The organism is bacterium, assembly GCA_040755795.1.
Lineage (GTDB): Bacteria > UBA9089 > CG2-30-40-21 > CG2-30-40-21 > SBAY01 > JBFLXS01.
In genome coordinates this window covers 1-25810 of record JBFLXS010000006.1, presented here as the reverse complement: position 1 = coordinate 25810, position 25810 = coordinate 1, and the positions used below count along the sequence as shown (strand labels likewise).

23 protein-coding genes are annotated in these 25810 nt (G+C 32.8%); 1 reads left to right on the top strand and 22 read right to left on the bottom strand.

Features of this window, described 5'->3' with window-relative positions:
- Positions 1–14 precede the first annotated feature (14 nt).
- The 22 genes from AB1414_00870 to speD form a co-directional block, all read right to left on the bottom strand.
- Positions 15–1079: a radical SAM protein gene (locus tag AB1414_00870; GenBank protein ID MEW6605988.1), complete on the bottom strand. Its 1065-nt coding sequence runs from the start codon at positions 1077–1079 to the stop codon at positions 15–17.
- A 1-nt stretch (position 1080) separates the two neighbouring features.
- Complete coding sequence (locus AB1414_00865) at positions 1081–2376, bottom strand: AMP-binding protein (GenBank protein MEW6605987.1); 1296 nt, start codon at positions 2374–2376, stop codon at positions 1081–1083.
- Between the two features lie 19 nt (positions 2377–2395).
- Complete coding sequence (locus tag AB1414_00860) at positions 2396–3625, bottom strand: beta-ketoacyl-[acyl-carrier-protein] synthase family protein (protein ID MEW6605986.1); 1230 nt, start codon at positions 3623–3625, stop codon at positions 2396–2398.
- Positions 3612–4838: a beta-ketoacyl-[acyl-carrier-protein] synthase family protein gene (locus tag AB1414_00855; GenBank protein MEW6605985.1), complete on the bottom strand. Its 1227-nt coding sequence runs from the start codon at positions 4836–4838 to the stop codon at positions 3612–3614. The genes AB1414_00860 and AB1414_00855 overlap by 14 nt, the downstream gene beginning before the upstream one ends.
- Before the next feature lie 9 nt (positions 4839–4847).
- Positions 4848–5942: a bis-aminopropyl spermidine synthase family protein gene (locus AB1414_00850; protein MEW6605984.1), complete on the bottom strand. Its 1095-nt coding sequence runs from the start codon at positions 5940–5942 to the stop codon at positions 4848–4850.
- A 71-nt stretch (positions 5943–6013) separates the two neighbouring features.
- Entirely contained in the window at positions 6014–6763 is a 750-nt protein-coding gene (gene fabG / locus AB1414_00845; protein MEW6605983.1) for a 3-oxoacyl-[acyl-carrier-protein] reductase, read from the bottom strand.
- An 85-nt stretch (positions 6764–6848) separates the two neighbouring features.
- The gene (fabZ, locus tag AB1414_00840) at positions 6849–7331 is read right to left on the bottom strand and encodes a 3-hydroxyacyl-ACP dehydratase FabZ (GenBank protein ID MEW6605982.1); all 483 of its coding nucleotides are present in this window, start codon (positions 7329–7331) and stop codon (positions 6849–6851) included.
- Positions 7332–7346: 15 nt separating this feature from the next.
- A complete protein-coding gene (locus AB1414_00835) occupies positions 7347–7658 on the bottom strand; it encodes a phosphopantetheine-binding protein (GenBank protein ID MEW6605981.1) in 312 nt (103 codons plus the stop codon).
- Positions 7659–7682: 24 nt separating this feature from the next.
- Positions 7683–8903: a beta-ketoacyl-[acyl-carrier-protein] synthase family protein gene (locus AB1414_00830; protein ID MEW6605980.1), complete on the bottom strand. Its 1221-nt coding sequence runs from the start codon at positions 8901–8903 to the stop codon at positions 7683–7685.
- A complete protein-coding gene (locus tag AB1414_00825) occupies positions 8900–9382 on the bottom strand; it encodes a hypothetical protein (GenBank protein ID MEW6605979.1) in 483 nt (160 codons plus the stop codon). The genes AB1414_00830 and AB1414_00825 overlap by 4 nt, the downstream gene beginning before the upstream one ends.
- 13 nt (positions 9383–9395) lie before the next feature.
- On the bottom strand, positions 9396–10358 hold the full coding sequence (locus AB1414_00820; GenBank protein ID MEW6605978.1) for a class I SAM-dependent methyltransferase: 963 nt from the start codon (positions 10356–10358) through the stop codon (positions 9396–9398).
- Between the two features lie 15 nt (positions 10359–10373).
- Positions 10374–11603 (bottom strand): hypothetical protein, encoded by a 1230-nt coding sequence (locus tag AB1414_00815; GenBank protein ID MEW6605977.1) that lies wholly within the window; start codon positions 11601–11603, stop codon positions 10374–10376.
- The gene (locus tag AB1414_00810; protein MEW6605976.1) at positions 11584–12822 is read right to left on the bottom strand and encodes a beta-ketoacyl-[acyl-carrier-protein] synthase family protein; all 1239 of its coding nucleotides are present in this window, start codon (positions 12820–12822) and stop codon (positions 11584–11586) included. The genes AB1414_00815 and AB1414_00810 overlap by 20 nt, the downstream gene beginning before the upstream one ends.
- Positions 12819–14318 (bottom strand): NAD(P)/FAD-dependent oxidoreductase, encoded by a 1500-nt coding sequence (locus AB1414_00805; GenBank protein MEW6605975.1) that lies wholly within the window; start codon positions 14316–14318, stop codon positions 12819–12821. The genes AB1414_00810 and AB1414_00805 overlap by 4 nt, the downstream gene beginning before the upstream one ends.
- Before the next feature lie 132 nt (positions 14319–14450).
- Positions 14451–15251, bottom strand: coding sequence for an ABC transporter permease (locus tag AB1414_00800; GenBank protein ID MEW6605974.1), 801 nt, complete (start codon positions 15249–15251; stop codon positions 14451–14453).
- Complete coding sequence (locus tag AB1414_00795; GenBank protein ID MEW6605973.1) at positions 15248–16204, bottom strand: ABC transporter ATP-binding protein; 957 nt, start codon at positions 16202–16204, stop codon at positions 15248–15250. The genes AB1414_00800 and AB1414_00795 overlap by 4 nt, the downstream gene beginning before the upstream one ends.
- A gap of 3 nt (positions 16205–16207) precedes the next feature.
- The gene (locus AB1414_00790) at positions 16208–18016 is read right to left on the bottom strand and encodes a redoxin domain-containing protein (GenBank protein MEW6605972.1); all 1809 of its coding nucleotides are present in this window, start codon (positions 18014–18016) and stop codon (positions 16208–16210) included.
- Positions 18017–18041: 25 nt separating this feature from the next.
- Positions 18042–18956 (bottom strand): hypothetical protein, encoded by a 915-nt coding sequence (locus AB1414_00785; GenBank protein MEW6605971.1) that lies wholly within the window; start codon positions 18954–18956, stop codon positions 18042–18044.
- Positions 18957–19673: 717 nt separating this feature from the next.
- On the bottom strand, positions 19674–21179 hold the full coding sequence (locus AB1414_00780; protein ID MEW6605970.1) for a radical SAM protein: 1506 nt from the start codon (positions 21177–21179) through the stop codon (positions 19674–19676).
- Positions 21180–21993: 814 nt separating this feature from the next.
- Positions 21994–23481 (bottom strand): radical SAM protein, encoded by a 1488-nt coding sequence (locus AB1414_00775; protein MEW6605969.1) that lies wholly within the window; start codon positions 23479–23481, stop codon positions 21994–21996.
- A 44-nt stretch (positions 23482–23525) separates the two neighbouring features.
- Positions 23526–23897 carry a holo-ACP synthase gene (acpS, locus tag AB1414_00770; GenBank protein ID MEW6605968.1) on the bottom strand — a complete coding sequence of 124 codons (372 nt, stop codon included), beginning with the start codon at positions 23895–23897 and terminating at the stop codon, positions 23526–23528.
- A gap of 84 nt (positions 23898–23981) precedes the next feature.
- Positions 23982–24332 (bottom strand): adenosylmethionine decarboxylase, encoded by a 351-nt coding sequence (gene speD, locus AB1414_00765; protein ID MEW6605967.1) that lies wholly within the window; start codon positions 24330–24332, stop codon positions 23982–23984.
- Between the two features lie 699 nt (positions 24333–25031).
- Here speD and AB1414_00760 point away from each other — a divergent pair.
- Positions 25032–25748, top strand: a complete 717-nt coding sequence (locus tag AB1414_00760) for a LysR family transcriptional regulator (protein ID MEW6605966.1) — start codon at positions 25032–25034, stop codon at positions 25746–25748.
- Positions 25749–25810 lie beyond the last annotated feature (62 nt).

Genomic DNA, 25810 nt, shown 5'->3' with positions numbered 1-25810 from the left:
AGCATCCTTCCTCTTTATACATACCTTAGTCTGTGTGGATTATTCCAACACAGAGGGTCTGCTTCAAAATAATCACCGTATATATGATAAGCCATTCCGCGACAACCGTAACAATCCATCTTTAATGAACATTCTTTACAACTTCCCTTAATATTTTTATCCATATTTCTCAGGTTATTAATTATTGTAGATTCCCTTAATATTGTTTTAAGAGGTTTATATCGTATATTCCCCACATAGATATCAATCCCTACGCATGGTTGGACAAACCCTTGTGAATTCACTACACAGCTATAGTAATGTCTTTTACAGCTCATACCTGCAATTGGAGGTTTTGGTTCCCATGTAAGTCCAAATTTTCTCTCATCAATTGACAGCAATTTGTAGAATAATTCTTTTATTTCTTGAGAACTAACATTAAGATTATATTTTTGTGCTCTTCCTTGATAAGTGATAGTTTCAAAGTAGGGGATATAGCCATTTTCACGACTCCAAACCCACATCTTTGGAATCTCTTCAATATTTTGTTTACAAATTACCGTTTCAATTCCAAATCGACATTCCCTTGAAGGGAATCCTGCTTTAATCAAATTTTGTAGTCCCTGCATCATCATTTCATAGGCACCTTTTTTACCAGCTAAAAAATCTTGTATTTTTGAATTCATACTATTTAATTTCATTACCACCGAGACATTATTCTCAAATAATTTTTCTGCTATTTCCCGGGTAATCATAGTTCCATTGGTAAAGAGAACAGAAAGAATACCCTTTTTATTTAGGTAAGTTAATATCTCTAATAGCCCGTTAAAAAGTATCGGTTCTCCTCCTCCGATAATAATAATACTTCTTACCCCTAAATCTTTCGCCTGGTTTATTATATCAATGACTTCAGCTAACTGCAACTCGTTTTTTAATCTTTCTCCCGATGTATTATAGCAATACTTACATCTTAAATTACATACATTACTTAATTCCATGTCCAAACTAAGAAGATGTCCTTTTTCTTTAGCTTCTTCTATCTCTCCTTTAGTGAAATTCAGCCCATATACGCTTTCTGGAGATTTTAGTTTTGATTTCATTTCATTTCCTTAAATCAACAAACTTTTTAGGTTTTCTAGAGCCCTCAGTGAATAAAAATTTTTCTACTTCACTAGGGGTAAACATCTGGATTTCTGGAGTTACACGGGCATAAGCCTTTATCTCATCTTTTATTCTTTCTTCTAATAGAGGAGAGAAATTACTCACTCCTACTTTAACTACTATCCAATCAGAAAGATTATCCTTTGTAGATACCTCGATGACATAGTTTTTTATCTCATCAAATTTTAATAACGCCATTTCAATTTGTGTCTGATAAACAGTAGTTCCTTTAAATTTTATTAAATGATGCTTTCGACTAAGTATTGGACCAATTTTTTCAGTAGTTCGCCCACATTTACAAGGGGAGGAAATCTTAAAAGTAATATCACCTGTTTTATACCTGATTAATGGCATTCCTTCGGTTTGAAAAGTAGTTACTGTTAATTCTCCCATCTCACCATCATTTAATACATTATTGTTCTCATCAAGGATTTCAAAATAAAGTAATTCAGGATGTGAATGTAGGCCCTGGTGAACAATACATTCACAAAAAGAAGTTGCTATTTCTGTGGTTCCGTAGGTAGAAAACAATTCAATATTCCACAGATTACGGATTTTCTGCCCCAAGGGATTTAGTTTTAATGACTCATTTAAAATGCTCTCACCAATCAATACTGCTTTATTAAGAGACAATTTAGAGATATCTATGGAAAGATTTATTATTTCTTCATGCATTTTAATTAAATAAGAAGGAACGCTTACTATACCCGTTGGTTTTAGGGCTTCCAATATCCGGATCTGTCTTTTTGTATTGCCTGGTCCCATCCTGATAACTCCAGCCCCTATTTTAGTAATTCCAAGATAATATGCCATTCCGGCAATAAACATATTATCACTTGTTACCATCAATTGAAAAAGATCCTCGGAAGTAGTATTTGTACAAAGAAAACTCAATTCTTCGTTCCGTGCCAATCTATATATGTCATTTTTAGTTAAGGCTATAAATATTGGTTCTCCTGTAGTCCCACTACTGCAAACAATCTCTACTACCTTTTCTTTATCAACACATAAAAAATCCTCATTGTTCTTTTGTAAATCATATTTTGTCGTAGGAGGAATTTGAACTAAATCTTCTAATCTCTTAATCTTAGATGGTAATATATTATAAGAATTAAATAATCTTTCATAATATGGGGAATATTTGTATGTGTAATTAATTGTCTCCTGTAATAATTCCTCTTGAACATTTTTAATATTTTGGGATGATAGGTATTCCATTGTTGGATACTCTTTCATTTACTCTACCTATAAAAAATTATGGCGTATATCTCTTCATAGCTATTGAAATAGCTTCTCCTTTTTTTCTCCCGGCTGTATTGGCTAAAACAAATTCAACTTTAGATCTTTGAGGATAGTTAGGTACATAATTGAGGTTACATTCTGGGTCTTGATTTTCATAATTAATAGTAGGAGGTATTATCCCCTCTGAAATAGCCATAGCACCACTTATGACATTAAATATTCCTCCTGCTCCAAAAGTTTCTCCTACGATAGATTTAATACTACTTATTGGGATTTTATAAGCACATTCCCCAAATACATCTTTAATTGATTTTGTTTCTCTCCTATCTAATTCTTTAGTCGAATTTGCGCTGGTACAGATATAATCAATTTTTTGAGGTAAAATCTTTGCATTTTCTAATGATAGTCTCATTGCTCGTGCGATATTTTCTTCCCCACTGGCTATTCCAAAACCAACTATTTCTGCATATATCTTCGACTTTCTCTCTAATGCATAGCTTAATTTCTCCAAAATTAGAACCCCTGCTCCCTCTCCTATTACTAAACCATTACGAGTGCGGTCAAATGGTCGACACCCTTCTAATTTGTTATCTTGAGGGGATAAAAGTCTTAACATATCAAAACCCTGAAATAACACTTGACAAAGTTTATCTATCCCTATGGTAATGATAATATCTGCTTCCCCATGTTTGATAAGATCAAAGGCATAAATAATGGCATGCATCCCTGAGGTTATTCCTGATGTAAAAGTAAGATTTACTCCCTTAATACTATACTCAATCGCCACTTGTGCCCCTACACCATTAGATATTGTATTCTTAAATATTATTGGATTCACATATAGAGGACCTTTTCTAAGTATTCCTTCATTAAACATTTCGTTACTTTCTAAACATCCAAAAACTGTACCAACTATAACACCTTTTCTGGAAGTCTCATTTTTTTTAATCTCCAAATCTGTATCTTCCAGAGCTAATTTTGTCCCTGCTACTCCCAATTTAGAAAGGGAATCCATCAATCTGTATCTACTATCATCATTACTTTCCGATATTTGCATTAGCGAGTAAAAGTCAAAATTTTTAATTTCACCTCCTAATTTAGCCTTACAAGAAGAAGTATCAAATCTGGAAATTTCTCTTATCCCTGACTCTCCTTTCTCTAAAGCATTCCAGAAAGCCTCCTTCCCTATCCCTATAGAACTTATAACCCCTATCCCAGAGATAACTACTCTATTGTTTTCCATTATTGTGTTTTCTTCCCGAATATTTTTTAAAGAGAATTACTGTATTAGCTCCCCCAAATCCAGAACTCAAGGATAAAGAAATCTTAACCTTTCTTTTTTTCCCTTTATTAGTTACAAAATTAAGGTTACATTCAGAATCAGGGGTTGCATAATTTATAATAGGGGGGATAAAATTATTATTCATAATCAAGATACAGGTTATTCCATCTATTACACCACTTGCCCCTAATGTATATCCTGTCATAGCTTTAATTGCAGAAACTGGAATCTTTTCCTTATAAACTCCAAAAGCTCTTTTAATTGCTGTAGATTCCATTCTATCATTATAAATTGTTCCATTTCCATGAAGGTGAATATAATCTATATCTTTTATTTTTAATTTTGCTTCTTTTAAAGCAATTTTTATAGCTTGATAAGCCCCATCACTTTCCTTATCAGGAGCACTTATATGACATGCATCACAACTGTTACTGTAACCAACTATTTCAGCATAAATATGTGCGTTTCTATATAAAGCATGATGTAGCCTTTCTAAGATTATCACTCCTGCTCCTTCCCCTAAAACTAAGCCATCCCTTTTTTTATCAAAAGGTCGACATTTATCTTCTGTAAGTATCCTTAGAGAATTAAATCCGCTAAAAACAAATTGGGATAAGGTATCTACCCCTCCCACTATCATTATCTCACTTCTTTTATACCGAATAAGATTGTATGCATACCCTATAGCGTTACTGCTTGAAGTACAAGCATTACTCAGAGTAATAATAGATCCTTTCAGATTAAATCTATCTCGAATATACTCTGCACTTCTATGTAAAGGATATTCTAAAAATAATGATTTAATCTTCCTCTGTTGATTATTTTTTAAGGCAAAATGAATCTTTTCACCAGATAAAATTCCTCCCAGAGCGGTTCCAATTACCACTCCTGTCATTTCCTTATCTTCTTTGTCTAAATCCAATTTAGCATCACTAATAGCTTCCTCAACACAAGTAGCTAATAACTGAGAAGATCTATCTGCCTTTTTTAAATAAGATGGAAAGGTAAATCTTTCAATCTCCCCTCCTTTCCTACATTTGTACTTTCTCGTATCAAAAGAAGTTATTTCCTTAATTCCTTCTTTTCCACAAATTAAGGAATTCCAGAATTCTTCTTTCCCCATACCAACAGAGGTAATCACCCCTATTCCTGTTACTACTACTTTCTCATCCATCTGTTTTTTTTACTGCTTTTCACTTTGTAAGTCTTTATAAATTTCAAAGAAAAGCTTTTTAAAACAGCTTTCTATTTCTACACCTTCATTATCCTTATACATTATATTACCAAGTTTGTAGTTACCGATTATAAGAGGTCGTGGTTCATTTATTGCCTCAGCCCTTACAAAAGTAGAAGTATACCACTTACTATCTTCATAATTATCTTCCTGGGAGAAGAGAAACTCTTCTAAAAAACTTGTCATTTTTTTAGGCATAAAATGTTCACCATTCTCTAATTTACTCTTTAAAATATTTGTTTCCATAGGATAAGTGCTGAAATCTCTTAACATATCTGTTATTATTAATCCCATTTCACTTATTAGTCTTTGGAACTCATACCATTTTTCCCTTGAAGATCTCAGTGATGTCAAGGCGAAATAAACAGTTCCACATTTATCGAGACAGGAAATCCCTCTTGATAAAAATAATTTCCATCCCTCGATAGTTTCTACCGGATCAGTAATAAAAGTGCTGTATTTAATAGGTAATGTTAAAGTTTCTTCAGCATTGTAATGAGTGATTTCAATATTTAAACCACTTGCTTCAATGAACTCAATTAATCTTTGATCTATTTCCACCACTGTTATCCTCTCAGTTACCTTCATCATTGCAATAACAATGCTTATTAAATCATCATCTCCTAAGATTAATATCCTTTTATCTTGAAGATCTCCTCTTTCTAACATAAATAGAACCCTTCTTAGACTATCTTCAGGAGTAACTGGTCCCTGGTCATATTCGTTTACCGGGAGTGGTCTATCTTTAACTATTTCTTTAAATTTTGTTAGAATACACTGGTATTCAGTAGTATCAATCCCTTTACCTTGACATAATTCGCATCTTACTTTTCCTGGTAAAAATCTAAGGGTATTAGCATATCTTTTTCCTTTCTCGGTAATAGTAAAGTATTTATTGGCTGATAATGTTATTAAATTTTCTTTGTATAAAGAATGTAATTCTTTCATGAACTCAAGAGGTGATTCTTGATTTTCTAATAACTTTAAAAATACTTGGTCTTTTTCTAATAATTTTTTAAAAATTTTCCTTCTGGTTATATTCATTATTTTTCCCTCTCCTTTTTAAATTATATCTTCTTATCTTGCAATGAGTTATGAACATTTCAAAAACCTTGTTACATATATTCACCACCATTGACATGAATTATTTGACCTGTAATATAACTTGACATATCTGAAGCAAGGAATAAAGCTACATCTGCTACTTCTTCTGGTTTTCCAAGTCTTCCTAATGGGGTAAGTTCTATATGCATCTCTATAATTTCTGGATGAAGTTTTCGTATCATCTCTGTATCAATAAACCCAGGGACAACTGTATTTGCATATATTCCAAACCTTCCTACTTCTCTTGCTAACGCTTTAGTAAAACTTATTATCCCGCCTTTTGCGGCCGCATAATTGGTTTGCCCTATCTGTCCTGTAATTCCTGTTAAAGAGGACATATTAATAATTTTCCCACTTTTTTGGCTAATCATAGTTTTTAAGACAGCCTTACAACAATAATAAGTTCCTTTCAGATTTAATTCTATAACTTCATCCCAATTTTTATCTGACATGGTCATCAAAAAACCATCTCTTGTACCTCCTGCATTATTTACCAGGATATCAATTTGTTTCCATTTATTAATCGTCTCTTTTATCATTCTTTCAACTGCTAACCAATCACTTACTGAACCTTTCACCAGTAATACTTCTTGTCCTATGGTTCTTATTTCCTCTTCTGTTTTTTTCGCCTCCTGGTCATCATGGGCATAATTAATCACCACTTTTGCTCCTTCCTGAGCAAATTTTAGAGTAATTGCCTTTCCAATTCCTTTCGTGCCTCCTGTAATTATCGCTACCTTTCCCGCTAATAAATTAGCCATTAGGTGTTTCTCCTTTGATAATAAAAGTTCAAACTTTTTCTCTCAAGGTTTTCCTCTTTTATCCGAATATTTCCCTTCAATACTATTATCTACCCTTTCTCTTAACTACAACAAAATCTAATTCTCCCTCGGCTACAATTTCATTATCTACCTTTACCTCTCCCTTAACTTTCGCCATATTCACAAAGGTTTTTATGACATTAACCTCAATGAGCATTCTATCGCCAGGAATTACAGGTTTACGAAATTTAATATGATCTACCATCCCCAAATACATTCTTCTCTCCTCATTCTCATTTTCCTTTCCCTCATTTTTTCTCCCTCTCTCATTTTCTTCTGAGAGAAGGATACCGGCTACTTGAGACATAGATTCGATGATCAGAACACCTGGCATAATAGGTTCCTCAGGGAAATGGCCTTCAAAGAAACCTTCGTTTATGGTTACACATTTAACCCCTACTGCCCGTTTACCTCTTTCTATTTCAATTATTCTATCTACTAATAACATTGGGAATCTATGAGGTATTCGGTTTTTTATGTCATATATCTCCATTATCTTTTCTTCCATTTTCATTATTCCTTTTTAGAGGTATTGTGGAGTTGGTACTTCTAAATCCTTCTTTTCTAAGAGTTCCTTGACATATTGGGCTAAAGTATTAATAGAATAAAATCTTTGTTGCATTTCCTCATCCTCTCCACCAGGAACAGTTATATTAAACTCCTCTTCTATCCCTACTATAATCTCTAACGCCTCAATTGAGTCTAATCCTAATCCTTCTACAAAAAGCGGTGCTTCATCCTCTATTTCCTCAAGCTTAATTTTTAACCTTAACCGTTCCACAATGAGTTGTTTTAGTCTTTTTTTAATCTCATCAATTGAAATCACTTCTTCCATATTTTTTACTTACTCCTTTCTTTTTTATAATTTTTGGACTATAATACTACAACTATTACCACCAAAGGAGATGGCATTAGCCAGTCCTGTTTTTACTTCCATTCTTTTCGGTATGTTCGGAACATAATAAAGATCACATTCAGGATCATAATTTTCATAATTTATTGTTGGAGGAATAAGATTATTCTCCATGCTAAATAGGACTGCGATTAAATTAAAAACACCACTTGGTGCACTTGATTCACCAACTATAGATTTTATACTACTGAGAGCAATTTTATAAGCATAATTGCCAAATACATCCTTTATTGCCTTTGTTTCAGCTCTATCTAATACTCTGCTTCCATTGGCAGCCGCAGCAATATAATCTATCTTTTCGGGATTTAAGTTTGCCTCTCTCAATGCCTTTAACATAGCATTTTTAATTCCCTCACCCTCAGGAGAGTAATCAGCAATTTTATACGAATCAGATGAATTTCCCCAACCTATTATTTCTCCGTAGATATGAGCTTTTCGTTTCCGTGCCTGGTCTAATCTCTCTATCAGAAGAATTCCTGCCCCCTCGGAAGGGATAAACCCGTTCCTCTTTGCATCAAACGGTCTACACTCTTCCTCTCCTTCATCTTGAGGGGATAGAATTCCTAAATGATATTCCACTTCATAAACTGTCTTTGTTAATTCCTCTATTCCCCCAACTATAGCTAAATCTAATTTCCCTCTCTGAAGATAATCAACTCCTTGCATAACAGATAATAATCCCGAAACATAACCAGAGGTAATGACGATAGTTGGTCCCTTAATTTTATATTTTAAACTAATATGACTTGCAGGGGCATTAAATACCGTTTCTTGAAATAATAACGGATTAACCCTTTCAGGACCTTTTTCAATTAAATTTGAATAAAATCTTTCAGTAAATTCTATTGCTCCATGGTCCGTCCCTAAAAATATTCCTATTTTAGTAGAATCAAAAGCATCTTGTATATCTTTCATAACCAAATCTGCGGCAACAATTGAATATTGAGCAATCCTTGGTAAGCGACAAAACCTTTCATCATTATCAAATTCTTCTGGTAAAAAATTAGTAATAAGACCACCTTTTTGAGATTTAAAAGAAGATACATCAAATAAAGATATCTTCTTTATACAGGAGGTTCCTTCTTTTAATGCCTTATAAAAGACTTCCTCCCCTACCCCATAGGGAGAAATTATGCCTATACCTGTGATTACAACACGAGCGTTCATCTTTCTTCCTCAGTTATATTTTCTATCAATATATTAGCTAAAATCTCAGCATTCTCATAGAGTCCATAGGTAACATATGTTATTTTGCCCATAGATATAATAATAGACCTAACTTTTGGTGTGATACCTGGAAATACATAGAGCGGGATGGTCACACTTTCTACTCTTTTATTTTCAATAGTTATCGTTTCAATTGAAATTTCATCTTCATTATATTTTAAGTAGGGAGGTATTCCTTTACACATCTCTTCCTTCGCTATTTCTATCGACCTTCTTATAATCAATTCTTCATTTGGAAGAGGATAATTTATTCTCATCTTAATTACTCCAGCCTTTCCCATACTAGGGATTGTTGCTGGAGCTTCGAATACAATCTCTTCCCGTTCAAATGGTTTTGAAAAACTTATCTGTCTCTTATTTTTCCTTTCCAGAACCTTCCAATCTGGTAACTTTGTCACAAATATACTCTCTATTTCCATTTTTTTCTCCTTGTCAATCTTTTTTTATTATCACATATGGAGTAAATACATTCTCATTAAGGTCTGACAGATTAAATAATGGGTCCCACCACGAGACCAACTTCCTTTTCCCCATTTCTATCAAAGTAATTTTTTCTCTTTTTTCTATTTCTGAAATAACACTTTCTAACTCATCTGATTTTAGATATTCTCCCGGGAGTCTGAAACCTCCATATAAAATCACGCCGTCATGTTTACATACTCTTATCATCTCATCTAACCATTTTGAGCCATTTTTACGAAGAAGCGGTTCTATCTCTCGAGCGAAAACCTTGTCAAAATAATTATCAGGATATAAAAGATAGAACGCATCCATTTTATCAAATTTTACTACTTGTTGTAACTTCTGAATATCCGTTTCTACAATTTTCTCAAATATTGGGTCATTAAATCTTTTGACCCCTTCAATTAATTTATAGTAACAAAGAGGGGTAGAAATGTCAATCAACCCTAATTTTTTTAATCCTGATGTAAGGGTAGAATATGGTGATAATAAGGTATAATGTTTTATTATTTCTATATATTGATGATATACATTTTTTATCTCAGATAGAATATCTTTTTTGCTTTCTCTACACATCTCTAATGTGAATTTATATAAATCTTCATCTTTAATTATCCCTTCATGCCACAATCCCATTATTCTCCCCCATACCATTACTTGAGGAATGAAAGTGGGGGATTTTAACTTTTCTAGAGCAATATTAATTGAGTGTTCTGAGAAATCAATACCATAGACCATACCCTCTTTTATGTGTTGTCCTAATTCTATGACACAATCACCTGGTCCACAACCCACATGTAAAATCTTATCAGCGGAAGTTATAAATGAGCCTATGTTAAATAAGTTCACAAAATCCCTCGTTCCAGGGAAAATACTTATAAATATATATTCTTCACTCTCATTCCAAAATTCTGGTTTTGTAAAATCTCCCATAGTATTTCTTCTCACTTAAAGATTATCATACCTGTCCAGGGCTATCATATCTTCATACCTCTCTTTTTCTCTAATAATTTTAATCTCATCATTGTTTGTCACCAATATTACTGGTGGTCTTGTTTTAATAAACTGCCAGGAGTTAGATAAGCTATAAGCACCACAATTTAAGATTAAAAGACTATCACCTATATTTACTGGTGGTAGTTTTACAGAAATAGCTACTGTATCTCCTGGGAAGCATAATGGTCCAACCAATCTATACAAAATAGTCTTATTGGAAGAAGTCGTGGAAATAGGAATTATATCTTCATGTGGCGTTCCTAATATATTTGTTCCTGCATCTAATACAGCTATATGTTGGTTGTCTACTTCTTTTAAAGCATGGATAGTGGTTAATAACATAACTGCATTGTTAACTATAAATCGACCTGGTTCTAAAATAAGATTTGGTATAAGATATGGCAGACTGTGTTTCAACAATTCTTTTTCAAAGATCTTGCTTACTGTGGCAAAGAAATTTTCACAGTCTGAAAAACAACCTTTATCTTCTCCTAATAAAATAGGATTCAGTCCTCCTCCTAAATCTATATTTTTAATAAAAATATTATATTTTTTGTAGAGATAAGCTAAAACTTTAATTAATTCTTCACAAGCATAAATACACATCTCCTTATAGTTAAGATAGTGAGCTATATGGGTATGCAAGAGTTTAAGATTAAAGTTATTTTTAATAGCTGTCTCCACAATTTTATCAATAGTATTATAGTCAGAACTAAGGATTCCAAACACCTGCATATCTCTAATTTTTTCAGGGGTTATTCTAATCCCTAAATTTCCTGGACTATTACCATTCCATGTATTTAATAATCGATTAAATTCAGATAAAGAATCTATATTTAAACATCCAATACCTGGATTACTGGCTTCCTTCAATTCCTCTGAAGTTTTGCAGGGGCCATTAAAGATAATTTGCTCATTAGGAACTTTGAGCAAGCGTGCTAACCACAACTCAAATCCAGAGACTACTTCTGCACCAACACCATTTTTATGTATAACCTTGCATATCCCAGGTAACCAATTTGTTTTATATGAATAAAAGAGAGATAATTTAAGATAATTATTTGCAGATATTTTTAATCTTTCAATATTATTTTGTAATATATCCTCAAAACATATAAAGACAAGGGAATACTCTTGCGCAATCTTACTTATCATTTCCATTTTACTTTGAGGTAGAGTCATCTGTTTCTCCCTCCCATTTTTTAAACACTATAGTAGCATTATTTCCTCCAAAACCAAAGGAATTTGATAAAGCAATCCTTATATTTTTTTGAATAGAATAATTGGGCACATAATTAAGGTCACATTTAGGGTCAGGGGTTTCATAATTAATTGTGGGAGGAATTATCCCTTTTTGCATGGCTAAAATAGTAGCAATTGCCTCCAATGCCCCTGCCGCACCTAAAGTATGTCCAATCATAGATTTTGTAGAACTAATGGGTATTTTATAAGCCCCTTCTCCCATTATCTTTTTTATAGCCATTGTTTCTGATAAATCATTAAATAGCGTTCCTGTCCCATGGGCATTAATATAATCTACATCATCTGGTTTAATATTTGCATCATCTAATGCCTTTTGCATAGCATTAGCTGCACCTTCTCCTTGTGGATGAGGAGCGGTCATATGGTATGCATCAGTAGTTGCTCCGTATCCGATTATTTCAGCATATATTTTTGCTTTCCTATTTAAAGCATGCTCTAATTCTTCCAAAATAAGAATACCCACCCCTTCACCCAGAATTAATCCTGTTCTATTCTTATCAAAGGGTCTAATCTTATCAAGGCTCATAATCCTTAATATTCCAAAACCTGCAAAGGTCAATTCTGACAATGGGTCAAAACCGCCGGTGATAATTATTGTATCTTCCCCTTTTCGAATTAAATCAAAGGCACAACCAATAGCCTGATTACTTGCAGAGCACGCGGTAGAGATAGTCAAGATTGAACCGCTACACTTATATCTGATAGAAATATGGTCTGTTGCTGAATACATTGGGAAATCTAATAATAAAGAAGCATAAACTCTATCTTGCCTCTTTTTCAAATGGCGATAATATTTTTCCCCAGAAACCATTCCTCCCAGAGTAGTTCCCAATACTACTCCACAATTGTTTTTCTCCATCTGGTTAAAATTTATCTGGGCATCATCTATTGCCTCCTGGGTAGCAATTAATACCATTTGAGAAGCTCTATCCAACCGTCTTAGTCCTTTCCTGGTAAAGTATTTTGTAGGATTAAAATCCTTTATTTCTCCGCCTCTCTTAAATTTATAATTTCGTGTATCAAATAGGGTAATTGTTTCAATGCCTGACTTGCCACTTCTTAAACCTTCCCAATATTCCTCTTTATCATTTCCAATCGGTGATAATACACCTATTCCTGCGACAACAACCCTTTTCATGATTTATTTATCTCCGACAAGATACTCTTACCTGCTAATATCCCTGAGCAAGCTACTGTGGGAACACCATGCCCCGGGAATGTCCAGTGTCCTGCTAAGTAAAGATTTTCAATAGGAGTCTTTTGGTTTGGAGAATAATAAAATTCTCCTTGCTCTATAGTCTTAGCCCAACCATAACATGCCCCTTCACTATTTAGAGTATATCGCTCCAAGGTCAAAGGAGTAGCTATTTCTTTAATCTCAATATAGTTAGAAAGGTCTGGAATAATCTGTTCTGCTCTTTTAATTAATCTATTAGCCATCTCTTCCTTACATTCATCCCAATTATGACCACAATGATACGGCACTAATTGTTCTATCTTAATACAACTTTTACCCAAAGGTGCTAATCCCGAATCTATATTTGAGGGGATAAGAATATATAAATCTCCTCCCAGGATATCGTAACTCTTTTCATATTCTTCTTTTATATCGTAAGATGGAATATACCATAATAGACTTTCTTTTATCCCTTTATTTTTTAAATCAATATTTACCCCCAGATAAACTATAAATGCAGATAGTGATACTTCTGCGTTATTTAACATTCTTACAAATTCTTTACTTAAATATTCCTCTCCAATTAGATTAAGAAAAGTTTGTTTAGCATCACCATTAGAGACAATATATTTACCTCTTATTTGTGTTCCGTCTTCTAACACAATTCCACAAGCCTTATGTTGTTCTATCAATATTTTTTTTACCTTTTGCCCTAACATTAAATTCCCACCATATTTCACCAGCCCTTTTACAAAAGCATCTGATAAGAATTGATTCCCTCCTTTAAAATGAACTAAGCCATATTTTAAAGTTTCAATGCTATCAATAGCCACACTTATAAATGAAGCTTTGCTAGGAGGAAGTCCTATTCTTCCACAACCTCCAACTGCTAAAATTCCCTTAATAGAACAATCAGTAAAAAATTTATCTAATATCTGGTGAAAGGTTACATCTCGAAATCTAATCATATTTGGATATTTCTTGAATGAAACCAACGAAGGTTGTTTAGATAAGGTTAGAAGATCCCCATCCATTATATTTTGAAACTCATAATACAAATTCTCTATATGTTTAAAATATTTAGTTATCCCTTCCTTCTCATCAGGAAATCTTCTCATAAGTTCTTGTTGGTATTCCTCAAAATTAGTTGGAATAACGATGGTATAGTTGGGGAAAATGAGTTTTTCCTTAAAATCTAAGGGAAGAAATGTTATTTCGTCTTCTAACTGAAGCAAAGATAATGTGTTTCTCAATGTCCCTCCTTGGCTTAAGCCACTAATAGAGGAAGGACCGCTATCAAAGATATAATCTCCCCGGCTAAATGAGGTACAATATCCTCCTGCCTTATCATTCTTTTCCGCCACCAATACACTTATTCCTTCCTTAGCTAAAAATGTTCCGCAGGTTAAACCACCTATCCCTGCTCCAATAACGATTACATCATAATTGTCTTTCAAAATAAAGTCTCCTTTCCCTCATATTTTCATTTTTAAGGCTCAAAGATGCAAAAATAATCATTCTTAGAGATTAATTTTCTTGATCGACATTTTATCAATTCTACATTTTGGGATGATATTTTCCTTTGTTCTCTAAAAATATCCAATTATCCCTCGTCTTAAAGCAATTTTTTCTGCAATCTTAAAGATATAAATCCCTAATAACAGATATACCCCAGAATTTATCATTAAAAGGAATAAGTCTCCTTGATGTAAGGTAAAAATTAATGATTTTTGTTCAATAATCATTGTTCTTAATACCTCTATCCCTTGAGTTAGTGGTAGTGTTTTACCAATAAATTGTATTATAGGTGGGAAAAATTCTAATGGTATCATTACGCCCGCAAGGAAAAAGAGTGCCCAGGTGATAATTTCCGTAATATTTCTAACTCGTTTAAAAACTAAATTTAACCCAGCTAACGAAAGTCCAAAACCATATAGACCCATAAGAGTTAGAACAAATGGAATAATAACTGATATTCTCGTAATATATAAAAATTCACCTGTGGTGAGAAAAATTGCCAGTAACATAATCATTAATTCTCCACTGCCAAGTATAAATTTAGCCAGGGTCCGACATAAGAGAACATCCATTATTTTAAAGGAAGAGATATATATTTGTTGAATTGTCCCCAAAATACTCTCATCTCCTAATTCATCCGCTATACCTTCTATGGTCACCCAACCAAATATTTGCCACATTAAATAACCTATCATTAAATACGGACCTATTTTCTCATCTGAGAGCATTTTTATATGAGAAAGTCCGGCAAACATCCCTATAAACACACCATACATTAATATTAATCCTGCAATATATTCTATAGCGTATCTTTTACGCATAATAATATTTCTTTTAATCTCTTCTTTTAATAGAAAAAATAAATCAATCATCCTTGTTTAGTCGTCCCCATAATTTTTAGAAATACCTCTTCCAAACTCGGTTCAATTTTATTTATTGCTATAATTTCAGTACCCTCTTTTAGAATATCTATTATTTTATATATAAAGTGAGGTTCTTCTATAACACCAGAGACTAATATTTCTCCTTCTTCCTTATTGATATTCAAATTATTTAGATCGGATAAACTTTGATATTGGTAAGGGGTTAATTCTCCTTTTATCCTGATTTCATAATATTGGCGCGAGAATAATCTAATTAGACTTTCTGGCTTATCTATGGCTAATAATTTACCTCGATTTAAGATAGCCACTCGATTAGAGAGATCCCTCGCTACATCCATTTGATGCGTAGCGATAATAATAGTTTTTTGCATTAAAGAGCTAATCTCTCTAAGTTTATTTTTTATGGCTCGATTTGCATAAACATCCAATCCTAAAGTAGGCTCATCTAAAAATAAAATCTCCGGGTTACCAATTAAAGCAACAGCTAAGGAGAGTTTTTGTTTCATTCCTCTGGAAAATTCTTTAACCTCGTTATGTTTACGGTCGGATAACTCAAAAAAATCCAGAATATAATCAATCCATTTCTCAAACTCTTTATTATGATATTGTTTCAATGCACCAAAATATTTTAGATTCTGATAGGCGGTTAATCGCCAATAAAGATTTCTATCTCCTTCCAGAAGTACAGCTATTATCTTCTTTGTTTTTTTCTGATGGGTAAAAGCATCATAGCCATTAATTAGAACTCTTCCCTTATTTGGGATTAATAACCCACAGCATATTTTAACAATGGAAGTCTTCCCCGCCCCATTTGGTCCTAAAATACTTAAAATCTCTCCTTTCTCGATTTCTAAATTTAGATTATCTACGGCAATAATTCTTTTTTTCTCATCTTTGGGATAGAATACCTTTGTTACATTCTCTATTTTAATTATACCCATTAATCATTTTTCCCCTCTTAAAATACTTTTTATATAGACATTAGAATTACCATATTCATCATAGGAAGACCAGACAACATAAATTTTACCCATTTTATCCACGGCTAAGCCATAAGAATTTACATCATCACTTGAGCTAATCACTGGAAATGGAGATGTCCATTTACTATTCTGATAATAACTACCATAAATATCCCATCTTCCATCTACATCCCTTTTCCATAATACCCAGGGGTTATTCTCTCTATCTAGCCTGATAATTGGAGAACTTTCAACTCCTTCATAAGAACTCACAGGAATTACCTCAGACCACTTCCCATCTTTATAATATTTAACATAAATATTTCTCTTTTTAAAATCTTTAGAAGCACCTTCCCAAACTATCCATATTCCACCTGAGTTATCAGCAGTTATTTTAGAATAGTAATTATTCCTGGAATGTTGTCCTTGGGTATCTATACTTACCACTGTAGGAGTGCCCCAATTATCATCATCATAGCATTTAGCAAAGATAGAAGGTCCATCGCACTTCTGCCTTTTGGGTGGTTTATAACATTCGGGATGATAATTAGTAGTCCAGCTTAACCATATCTTCCCCTGGTTATCTACTGTGATTTCTGGGTCTGAGTGATGGTCCCATTTACTAAAATCTTGTGTAATCAGCGTTTCTTTTGACCAAACACCACTCTTATTATCATAATATTTGGCAAATACATGGCGACCTCTCTCTCTGAACAACAATAAAGACATTGGTGTCCATCTATACCACGCAAACCATATACGATTGGTATTATCACAGGCTATTACCGGATGCATCTCATCCTTTTTGTCAGATGTTACCTTTATTATCTCAGACCAGTTTTCCCCATCGTAATATCTGGCATAGATGTTATAATTCCCTTCTCTGTTGGAAGCCCAGGCTATCCAGACATTTCCTGATGAATCAAGACTTATTCTCGGTTGATAATTATCCCCTTTATCTCCACTTACATCCATTTTCTCAGACAAGACCTCACCATTATAATATCTGGCATAAATATTTCCTCGCTCATCCTTTTTCTCACACCAGACTACCCAGACATTACCTGAATTATCGGTCAAGGTAGTGGAAAACTCATTCAACCCTGCACCTTTAGTAATCTCAATTATTCCTATTTCTTCCTTTCCTTTTATTTCAGGTTGCTCTTTTGGGAGAGAAATTTCTTCCCCTGGTAAGGTTTTCTTTTGGGCCATCCACCATAAAAACAACTCATCAATCAATCTAAGAGGAGAAAAGAATCCTACTAATCCACATTTATACCTAACCTTCATATTCTGGTCAATAATAATTGTGTATGGCACAATATGCGCCTCGTATTCCCGAGATATCCTATAGGAAGGGTCTATTAGTTGTGGATAAGTAATGCCATAATGCTTTCTATAATCCACTACTGCCGATATCCCTTCTCCAGAATAGATACTCAGAATCTGGACTCCCTTTGATTTATATCTTTTCCATACTCCTTCTATGTTTTTAGCCTGGCATTGACATCCTCCACACCAGGTAGCTTCAAAATGTAACAAAATAACCTTCCCACGAAACATTTGTAGGAAATATCCCTTGCCCAAAATATCCTTTAAGGTAAAATCTTTGGCAATATTATCTGCTTTACTTTCTTGTGGCTTTGCTGGAAAGCTTATTTTACAAGACGCAAGATTGCATTTATCGGTAATTGTTCCCATTGCTCCTTCCTTTGCCTCTAAGAATTTATCTACAAATCCCACTAAAATACATAATAATATTACTCTCTTGAGCAAATTCGGCACCCTCATCCTATTTAATTAACCTCCTTTTTAATCATTTTTCAATCGCCCTTAATCTATGAATTTCTTTCCATAGATACCATTCTTCAGGTTCTTTTTGGATATGAGATTCTATTATTTTGAAAACCTGTTTTATATTAACCTCAATATCCTCTTTTTTATCTCCGGTTAGAATTAACTCCGTAGGTTTATCTATCCTAGCTATAACAGTAGTATTCTTTTTAATTACCCAAGATAATAGGATTGGTGCTCCTATATTGAGACTTAACTCTATAATCCCTAATCCTACATATATAGGAATCCCAAGGAATTCAATGATATGTTTTTTCTTTCCCTCTTGAAATTCAGGGTATATTATTACAATTCCTCCTTCTTTTAAAAAATTGCGACAAGACTGAAGTATCAAAGGAGTTACCTGTATTATCTCTATATTATACCACCCACTTTTATTCTCCTTTTCATCATCTAATTCTTCTCTTATTACCATCAGTCTTTCTTTAGCGAATGGTTCATTAGTAACTACTTGAACTTTGTATCCTTGACTTGCTATCCAATATGGCCATGCCCAAAAAAATTCAGTTAGATGAAGTGGAGCTATAATCACTCCTTTATTTATTTTCACTGTTTGTTTAAGATTTTCAAACTCAAAGATTATCCGTTTATCTTTCTGCCCAATCTTCCGGGAAAAATTTAAACAGAACTCCGCTTCTTTCTTCATTAAGAGTCCCAAATTTCTTTTAGCTATCAACTCAATTTCCGCCTCGGATTTTTCATTCCCTAATGCTTCTTTTAAATTAGAGAATATATTCGGCATATATTGGTTTTGGTGTCTTTTGAAAAATATAATGGAATAAATATGAAAAAAAAGAAATTTTAGTTTATAAGGTACAAAATAATAAAAAAATGTAAAGAGAAAAGGAATTTTTATTAATAAATCCTGTAAGAGCATTATAGTTTCCTCTCCCTCCTATATTTTTGCTACGGTCTTAGACCGCTTTGGGCCCTCATAATCTTGCCAATAATGGATATGAAAATTCCCTCTCCTCCTCAACGACAATATTGGACATTCATCACACTATTTGATTTTGGGGTTCAATTTCTTTACCTTCCGGTGTATCTTTATCTCCCATTCCACTGGTTCCACACTAAAAGATTACGCCCTCTGGTGCAAGGTTCAGTTCTCATATAATGGTTCATTTTTCCTCCTCAAGGATTTGTATCCTCTGGATTATAGAATTTTCTCCTTCGCATACTCATTTTAATTTTCGTCCCAAAATCCTAACCCAACTTGCGCATTTTTGTTAAAAAAATAGTTAAAAATAGGGGGGTGGTACGTGTAAAAACCCGCATAAAATCTATATATAAAATCTGAAAATCGCCTTTGTAGTGTCTTAAAAAATGTCTTTTAATAGTAAAATTCTTCTTGACAAATTTCTCTACTTATGATATTATATATTAGGTTCTTCAGAAATACTTTCTTTAAATCACATTCTTGTTTTACAATATGGTCGTCAAAAAGGCCATCAATAAAAAATCCTTGTCTTCTTGAGTCTTACCTCTTAAGAAATTTATATATGATGTAGTGTCTGAAGTCTTGTAGAGCCTTGATATTACTACATTTGTTTCTTTAAAGTGCGCAACTTGGGCTCATCCATTGCAATTTCAATTAAAAATTAAGACAAGTTTTATATTGAGTGATATCTTCCTCATTTAATCCTATTGTTTTATAATTATAGACACACGCCGGTAAAGGGGCATAAAAATCTCTGAAGATGCTATAAGGATAACACCTGCATTTAATAATGCTACAACTTTCGTTGTACATACATTTATTACACACCTTTACATCCTCTCTTTTCCATCCTCCTCTAAATATATTCCATTTTTCATTATGCCATATCTCGATTAAAATACTCTTTCTTACATCTCCCATCTCAAACATTTGCAATCCATAAACTTCATCACAGGGATAAACCTTTCCTTTTGCAGAAATGACCATTGAATACATTCCAGCCGAACAACAATTTTGAGGCAGTTTAATTCTCTTAATTGAATTATCTTTCTGTTCTTCTTGCTCTTTTTTCATCCTTACTGATGGTTGTGTAAAAAAATAATGATATAGATCAAAATTTATTTTTCCATAATTAGAATATTTTTCTTTTAATTTTTCTATTTTATATCCAATTTCCATGATTTCATCTAAGGTCATATATAAATCTTTTTCTTTAACCCTCTTTCTACTTAAGGATGCTGGATGCAAAGTTACTATCTTTACTCCTAACTCAAAACATATTTTAATTATAGATTCAATTTCATCTTTATTTTTCTGATGCAGTATTGTCTCGGTTGAACATTGGATATTATTCTTCACTAACAATTTTAAATTTTGTAGTGTACGATTAAAAATTCTTTCTTTTCCCCTTAACCGTGCATGAGATTCTGGTGTTGAACCGTCTAAGGAAATGTTTACCCAAAATCCTCTCCCCTTTCTTTTTGCAATCTCTGAAAGTACTTCTATCTGTGGGAGAGATAATAATATTCCATTCGTTAGTAGACTTAAAGAAAATCTTAACCTTGAGGCAAAAAGTAATATCTCCCATATATCATTTCTAATCAGAGGTTCACCACCACTAAGTATGAGATTAAGTAATCCTCCTTTATCTAACTCTAATAATATTCTCTTTAATTCTTCTGTAGAAAGTTCATCTTTCCTCGATTTAGTTGGAGAAGATGAAATTATGCAATGTCTACAACTTAAATTACATCTCTCAGTTAAAAGAATCATTACTTCCATGGGGAAGCTCATAGGAATATAATTTACATCTTTAACCAAAGGAAGTGAAAGATTTGATAATATTTTTTTATGAGCTTTACCTTCATTTGTTTTGACTATAATATTATTCTCAATAAATTTGTTGATAAATTTAGATATCTTTTCAGATTCTTCTTTATTTAAGAATGAAGATTTGAGGAAATTTTTATAGAATTCTTTAATTTCATCTATCTTCCTTGGAAATGCTAAATATTTAAGTATTTCAAATCCTTCTCTTGTTACATAAAATGGCCTGCCGTATATATTATCTTTTACTATATATATGTTAGAATTTATATATTTACTTTCATCTCTTAGAATAATATCTTCTCTCACTATCCATTTATCTTCTTTATTCATAATAGATTATCCTTCTTCTTTAAGTCATAACTTAGATTCAAATCTTCCAAATATTAAAAGTGTTATTTTACTTTTCTTATGATATTATCTCTTCCCTTGTTAATATTGGAATTCTTAAGTTGGTTTTTATAAATTGTGAAATGGATAAAATTGCTTAGCATAATTTTTGGTAATCGCACCTTTAACATGTATATATATAGCGGTTATCAACCAAATTTTCACAAAGAGAATCACCCACCACCTCAAAATGCAAAATGAAAAAAATGCAAAGAGAATTTGTATAGGTTTAATCTCATGCTTTTTACATTTTGAATTACATTTTGATATTTGATTTTTGTCTCACATCATATCAAATTTTGACTAATAACTCCTATAAAACCGCACTTGAAGTAAAAACGCCCATCAATTTCATTCCAAATAACTTTTTTGCTCAATCACAAGAAATAGTAACCCCTCCCCCCATTTCAAATTTTGGGGTGTTATAGAAATTTTTAACTTCATCTCACTCTACGGGTTATCTCTATAACACCCCGTTTTTCATTCTCTTTTCTCACTTACATACCACCTTACTGCCTCCACATCCGCAATTAGTCATCTCATTACGTATCCCTTCTACTTCCATTTCTTCAATAATCATTTTTTATCACCTCCTTCCTCTCTAATATTTTGGTAAGAGAGAATTTGAAATTTTCTCTTATCTCACCTTTCGCAGTATAACCATTTTTATCAGGAGAGAGGTATCCTTCTTCATCTTCACATCCTTTTTATTAGAACTTTTAAAACAAGAGGGGAAAACTACATTCTCATTTACTATTTATAATAATCCCCCTTGTAATTTTAAATAGGGGGTTATTTTATCTTCACTTAATTCTAATGTTTTATAATTATAGAAGCATTCAGGTAAAGGGCCATAAAAATCACCAAAAATTTTATACGGGTAACACCGGCACCTACTTACATTACATTCCTCCTGTTTAAATTTACAAGTATTACACACCTTTAACTCCTTTAATTCCCATCCTCCTCGAAGTATACTCCACTTATCATCTTCCCATATATCACCTATGTTCCTTTTTTTCACATCTCCCATTTCCAACTTATGAAATCCAACGGCTTCAATACACGGATAAACTTTCCCTTCACATGAAATAACCATATCACACATACCAGCAGGACACGAGTTTGGTGGTAAAGCAAGTCTTTCTTTCTTATTTTCCTCCTTTTTGAAAGGGATACGATAAGGGTCAAAAATAATGGTGGTATATTTAGCATATTTCTCTATTAAATCATTACCTCTTAATAGAATCCTGGACATATCATCTATATTCAAGTATAAGTCTTTCTCTTTCATAGCTCTTCCGTTGAAAGCAGCAGGGTGAAAGTAAACCCCACTTACCCCATTATCAAGACAGATATTAATTATTTCTTCCAATTCCTCCTTATTCTTCTGATGTATTATTGCTTCTACAGAGGTTTTTATTTTATTTTTTGCCAGTAATTTTAAAGTCTCTAATGTTTTAAAAAATGCTCCTTCCTTTCCTCTTAACCAATCATGGGAATTTGGGGTAGCTCCATCTATTGATACATTAATAGAAAATCCTTTTTGTTTTATTTTGGTGATTTCTGAAAATAGTTCTATGTCTTCTTCTCTTATAAGTAATCCGTTAGAAAATAGTTCTAATGTAAATCTATATTGAGCTGCAGATAATAATATTTCATTTATATCTTCTCGGCATAAAGGTTCTCCTCCAGAAAATTTTAATACTAATAATCCTCCATTATCAAATTGATTTAATAAATCCTTTATTGTCTCTGTAGAGAGTTCATCTCCTTTTAATTCATTCGGAGAAGATGAGTTTATACAATGCCTACACATCAAATTACATCTATTAGTTAGATATAAATTTATGGTTGAAGGAAAACTCATTGGTGTATAAACACATTTATCAATCGGTTTCAAATCCAAATTTTTTAATACATTTTTATTCTCTTCATATTTTTCTGTTTTAACAATAATATTTTCTTTTAGAAAAGTATCTAAAAATTTATATACCGTTTCTAATTTTCCTTCATCAAGAGGCGAAATTATTCCTAAAATTCCCTTTATTGTTCGACTCGAAGATAAATCTGTAAGGATTTTAAATCCTTCCTCTGTAATATAAAACATTTTATCATTTTTACTATCTTTTACTATAAAAGTATTGGTATTTATATAGCCATATTCAGCTCTTAAAATAATATCATCCCTTATTATTAATGGAGTTTCTTCTTCTATTATTTTTTGTATATTTTCTTTATCCATCTCTTAATTCTTTCAAGAGCTCCTTTATAATCTTTATCCATTCTTTATTTTTCTAAGATAACCGCGGCTATAGCATATTCATCACAATGGGAGATAGAAACCTCAATACTAACAATATTCAATTTCTTAATTATTTCTATTGCTTTCCCATATAAATTTAATTTTGGTTGACCAAATTTACCATTCTTAACTTCCATCTCTCTCCAATCTATTCCATATCGTCTTCCCAGGGCTTTAATCATCGCCTCTTTAACAGCAATTCTCCCGGCATAATGGTGATATTTCAATTTCTGAGAGTTACAATAATTAATCTCCCCATCTGTAAATATCTTCTTCAAAAATCTTTCTTTATTCCTGTTAATTACATCTTCTATTCTTTTTATTCCCACAATATCTATTCCCATCCCATATATCATTTTCTCTCTCTACTATTATTATATTCTGACTGGTTAAATACATTGAGATATAGGATAATGTACCTTAAAATAAGTTTTTCCCTTTTATTTAATATTTCCTCTTTTTATTTCAAGTAGTGTAAAATTTGTTGGTTCTACTTGACTTACAATATAATCGAGTGCTTTCTCCATCTTAAGGCTATTAGCACACGCAAAGATATCACATCCCGCATATCCATATTCTGGCCAGGTATGAATTGATAGATGTGATTCAGCAATTATTACGATAGCACTTACCCCTTGTGGAGAATACTTATGGGATAAATGTTTCATTACAGTAGCACCCCCAATAATTGCTGATTGGATTAAAATCTCTTCCATCATCTTTTCATCATCGAGAATTTTCCTATTACACTCAAACAACTCAACAAGTAAATGTTGACCTAATGTTTTCAATTTTCTCCCTCTTATAACCCAATTTTAGGATTGAATATTCGATTTCCTGTCAAAAGGGCACAAAAAAAGCAGGCTAAATATCACCTGCTGATTATAATTATAAAAACCATTATCTCCTGCGTTTAAAAGTGACGTTATTATGTATGTATGTATTAGACTTATGTAAGTAACGTTTTCGGTTAATAAACTATGAGTGTTACTTTTTCTCCTTCTCATAATTCTTTCTCCTTACTTTTTCTATTGCAAAATGCAAAATAATATGTATCATATTTTTTATTTTTTGTCAAGGAAAATTTTTTAAATTTTTTTATTTATCTTGCTAACTCTAAATACATCAAATAGTTAGGAATGTAAAATTTTTTCGACCTGTGCAGGTAGATTAACCTTACTCACATCTTTTAAAACCACGAACGATCCACAAGTGGGTGCCCCGGAAGGGGATGAAGAAATTATAAACCAAATCGTAACTATTCAGCCACAGATGGACACAGATGAAATACGAAAAAATCCGTGAGGCGTCTCCGGTATCCGTGTCTGTAATCAGGCTGAAGGCTGAAGGGCTTTTCTCCCTCTAACTTCCACCTCCTTAATCCCCCGCCAGCGGGGGACATCTATCTCTACCCTCTGCTCTCTCGCCCCTTGCATCACAGTTAGATTTTTATTGACAAATGCTCATATTTAATATAAAATCAAAGATAAATGGAATTACGAGAACTTAAGACATTTTGTGCCGTAATTGAACAGGGAAGCTTTTCTAAAGCGGGAACTATAGTCAATCTATCACAACCAGCCGTAAGTTTGCAGGTTAAATCATTAGAAAATGAATTGCACACCAAATTGCTTGATAGACTGGACCGTAAAATATTACCTACCTCCGCTGGACAAATTCTATATCATAGTGCTAAAGGAATCTTAAGCCGTATAGACCAGATTAAAGATGAATTAAGTGAATCCTGTGGACCGAAACTTAGAGGCAAAATTATCATTGGTGCTGGTGTGACCATTGGAGAAGGTCTAATGCCACACTTGCTTGGTTCATTTAAACAAAAATATCCTGCTGTTGAAATTGCTTTACGCATTATGGATACCTCTGAAATAACCAAACAGATGGTCGCTCATGAATTAGACCTGGGCATAGTTGGCGCAGAAGTAAATTATAAAGACTTACTTATTGAAAAGTTTACCTCAGATAGGCTCATTCTCATTGTCTCACCATCTCATCCGTGGAGCTCAAAAAAAATAGTTACTTTGAAAGACCTCTTTACTGTTCCAATGCTCGTTCGTGAAGAAGGCTCCGTAACTCGAATGCACATCCGGAGTGAACTAAGAAAGAGAAGTTATTCTGAATCTGACTTAACCCAACTTCATGAAAAAATCGCTAATTCAGGATATTTTTCACTGTCTCTAAAAATATAAGTCCTGTTATATCAGCAACTTGCACATTTTGGATTCGTCAAAATCGGTTTGTAGTGCCAAAA

Coding starts and splice junctions, on each gene's coding strand:
- fabZ (MEW6605982.1), bottom strand. CDS start 7,331: ATGGAAGAAAAGATAATGGAGATATATGACATAAAAAACCGAATACCT.
- AB1414_00870 (MEW6605988.1), bottom strand. CDS start 1,079: ATGAAATCAAAACTAAAATCTCCAGAAAGCGTATATGGGCTGAATTTC.
- acpS (MEW6605968.1), bottom strand. CDS start 23,897: ATGATATATGGGATGGGAATAGATATTGTGGGAATAAAAAGAATAGAA.
- AB1414_00825 (MEW6605979.1), bottom strand. CDS start 9,382: ATGGAAATAGAGAGTATATTTGTGACAAAGTTACCAGATTGGAAGGTT.
- AB1414_00810 (MEW6605976.1), bottom strand. CDS start 12,822: ATGAAAAGGGTTGTTGTCGCAGGAATAGGTGTATTATCACCGATTGGA.
- AB1414_00860 (MEW6605986.1), bottom strand. CDS start 3,625: ATGGAAAACAATAGAGTAGTTATCTCTGGGATAGGGGTTATAAGTTCT.
- AB1414_00830 (MEW6605980.1), bottom strand. CDS start 8,903: ATGAACGCTCGTGTTGTAATCACAGGTATAGGCATAATTTCTCCCTAT.
- AB1414_00855 (MEW6605985.1), bottom strand. CDS start 4,838: ATGGATGAGAAAGTAGTAGTAACAGGAATAGGGGTGATTACCTCTGTT.
- AB1414_00850 (MEW6605984.1), bottom strand. CDS start 5,942: ATGAATATAACCAGAAGGAAAATTTTTAAAAAATTATTAGAAAAAGAC.
- AB1414_00835 (MEW6605981.1), bottom strand. CDS start 7,658: ATGGAAGAAGTGATTTCAATTGATGAGATTAAAAAAAGACTAAAACAA.
- fabG (MEW6605983.1), bottom strand. CDS start 6,763: ATGGCTAATTTATTAGCGGGAAAGGTAGCGATAATTACAGGAGGCACG.
- AB1414_00865 (MEW6605987.1), bottom strand. CDS start 2,376: ATGAAAGAGTATCCAACAATGGAATACCTATCATCCCAAAATATTAAA.
- AB1414_00775 (MEW6605969.1), bottom strand. CDS start 23,481: ATGGATAAAGAAAATATACAAAAAATAATAGAAGAAGAAACTCCATTA.
- AB1414_00790 (MEW6605972.1), bottom strand. CDS start 18,016: ATGAGGGTGCCGAATTTGCTCAAGAGAGTAATATTATTATGTATTTTA.
- AB1414_00795 (MEW6605973.1), bottom strand. CDS start 16,204: ATGGGTATAATTAAAATAGAGAATGTAACAAAGGTATTCTATCCCAAA.
- AB1414_00780 (MEW6605970.1), bottom strand. CDS start 21,179: ATGAATAAAGAAGATAAATGGATAGTGAGAGAAGATATTATTCTAAGA.
- AB1414_00785 (MEW6605971.1), bottom strand. CDS start 18,956: ATGCTCTTACAGGATTTATTAATAAAAATTCCTTTTCTCTTTACATTT.
- AB1414_00820 (MEW6605978.1), bottom strand. CDS start 10,358: ATGGGAGATTTTACAAAACCAGAATTTTGGAATGAGAGTGAAGAATAT.
- AB1414_00800 (MEW6605974.1), bottom strand. CDS start 15,251: ATGATTGATTTATTTTTTCTATTAAAAGAAGAGATTAAAAGAAATATT.
- AB1414_00815 (MEW6605977.1), bottom strand. CDS start 11,603: ATGACTCTACCTCAAAGTAAAATGGAAATGATAAGTAAGATTGCGCAA.
- AB1414_00760 (MEW6605966.1), top strand. CDS start 25,032: ATGGAATTACGAGAACTTAAGACATTTTGTGCCGTAATTGAACAGGGA.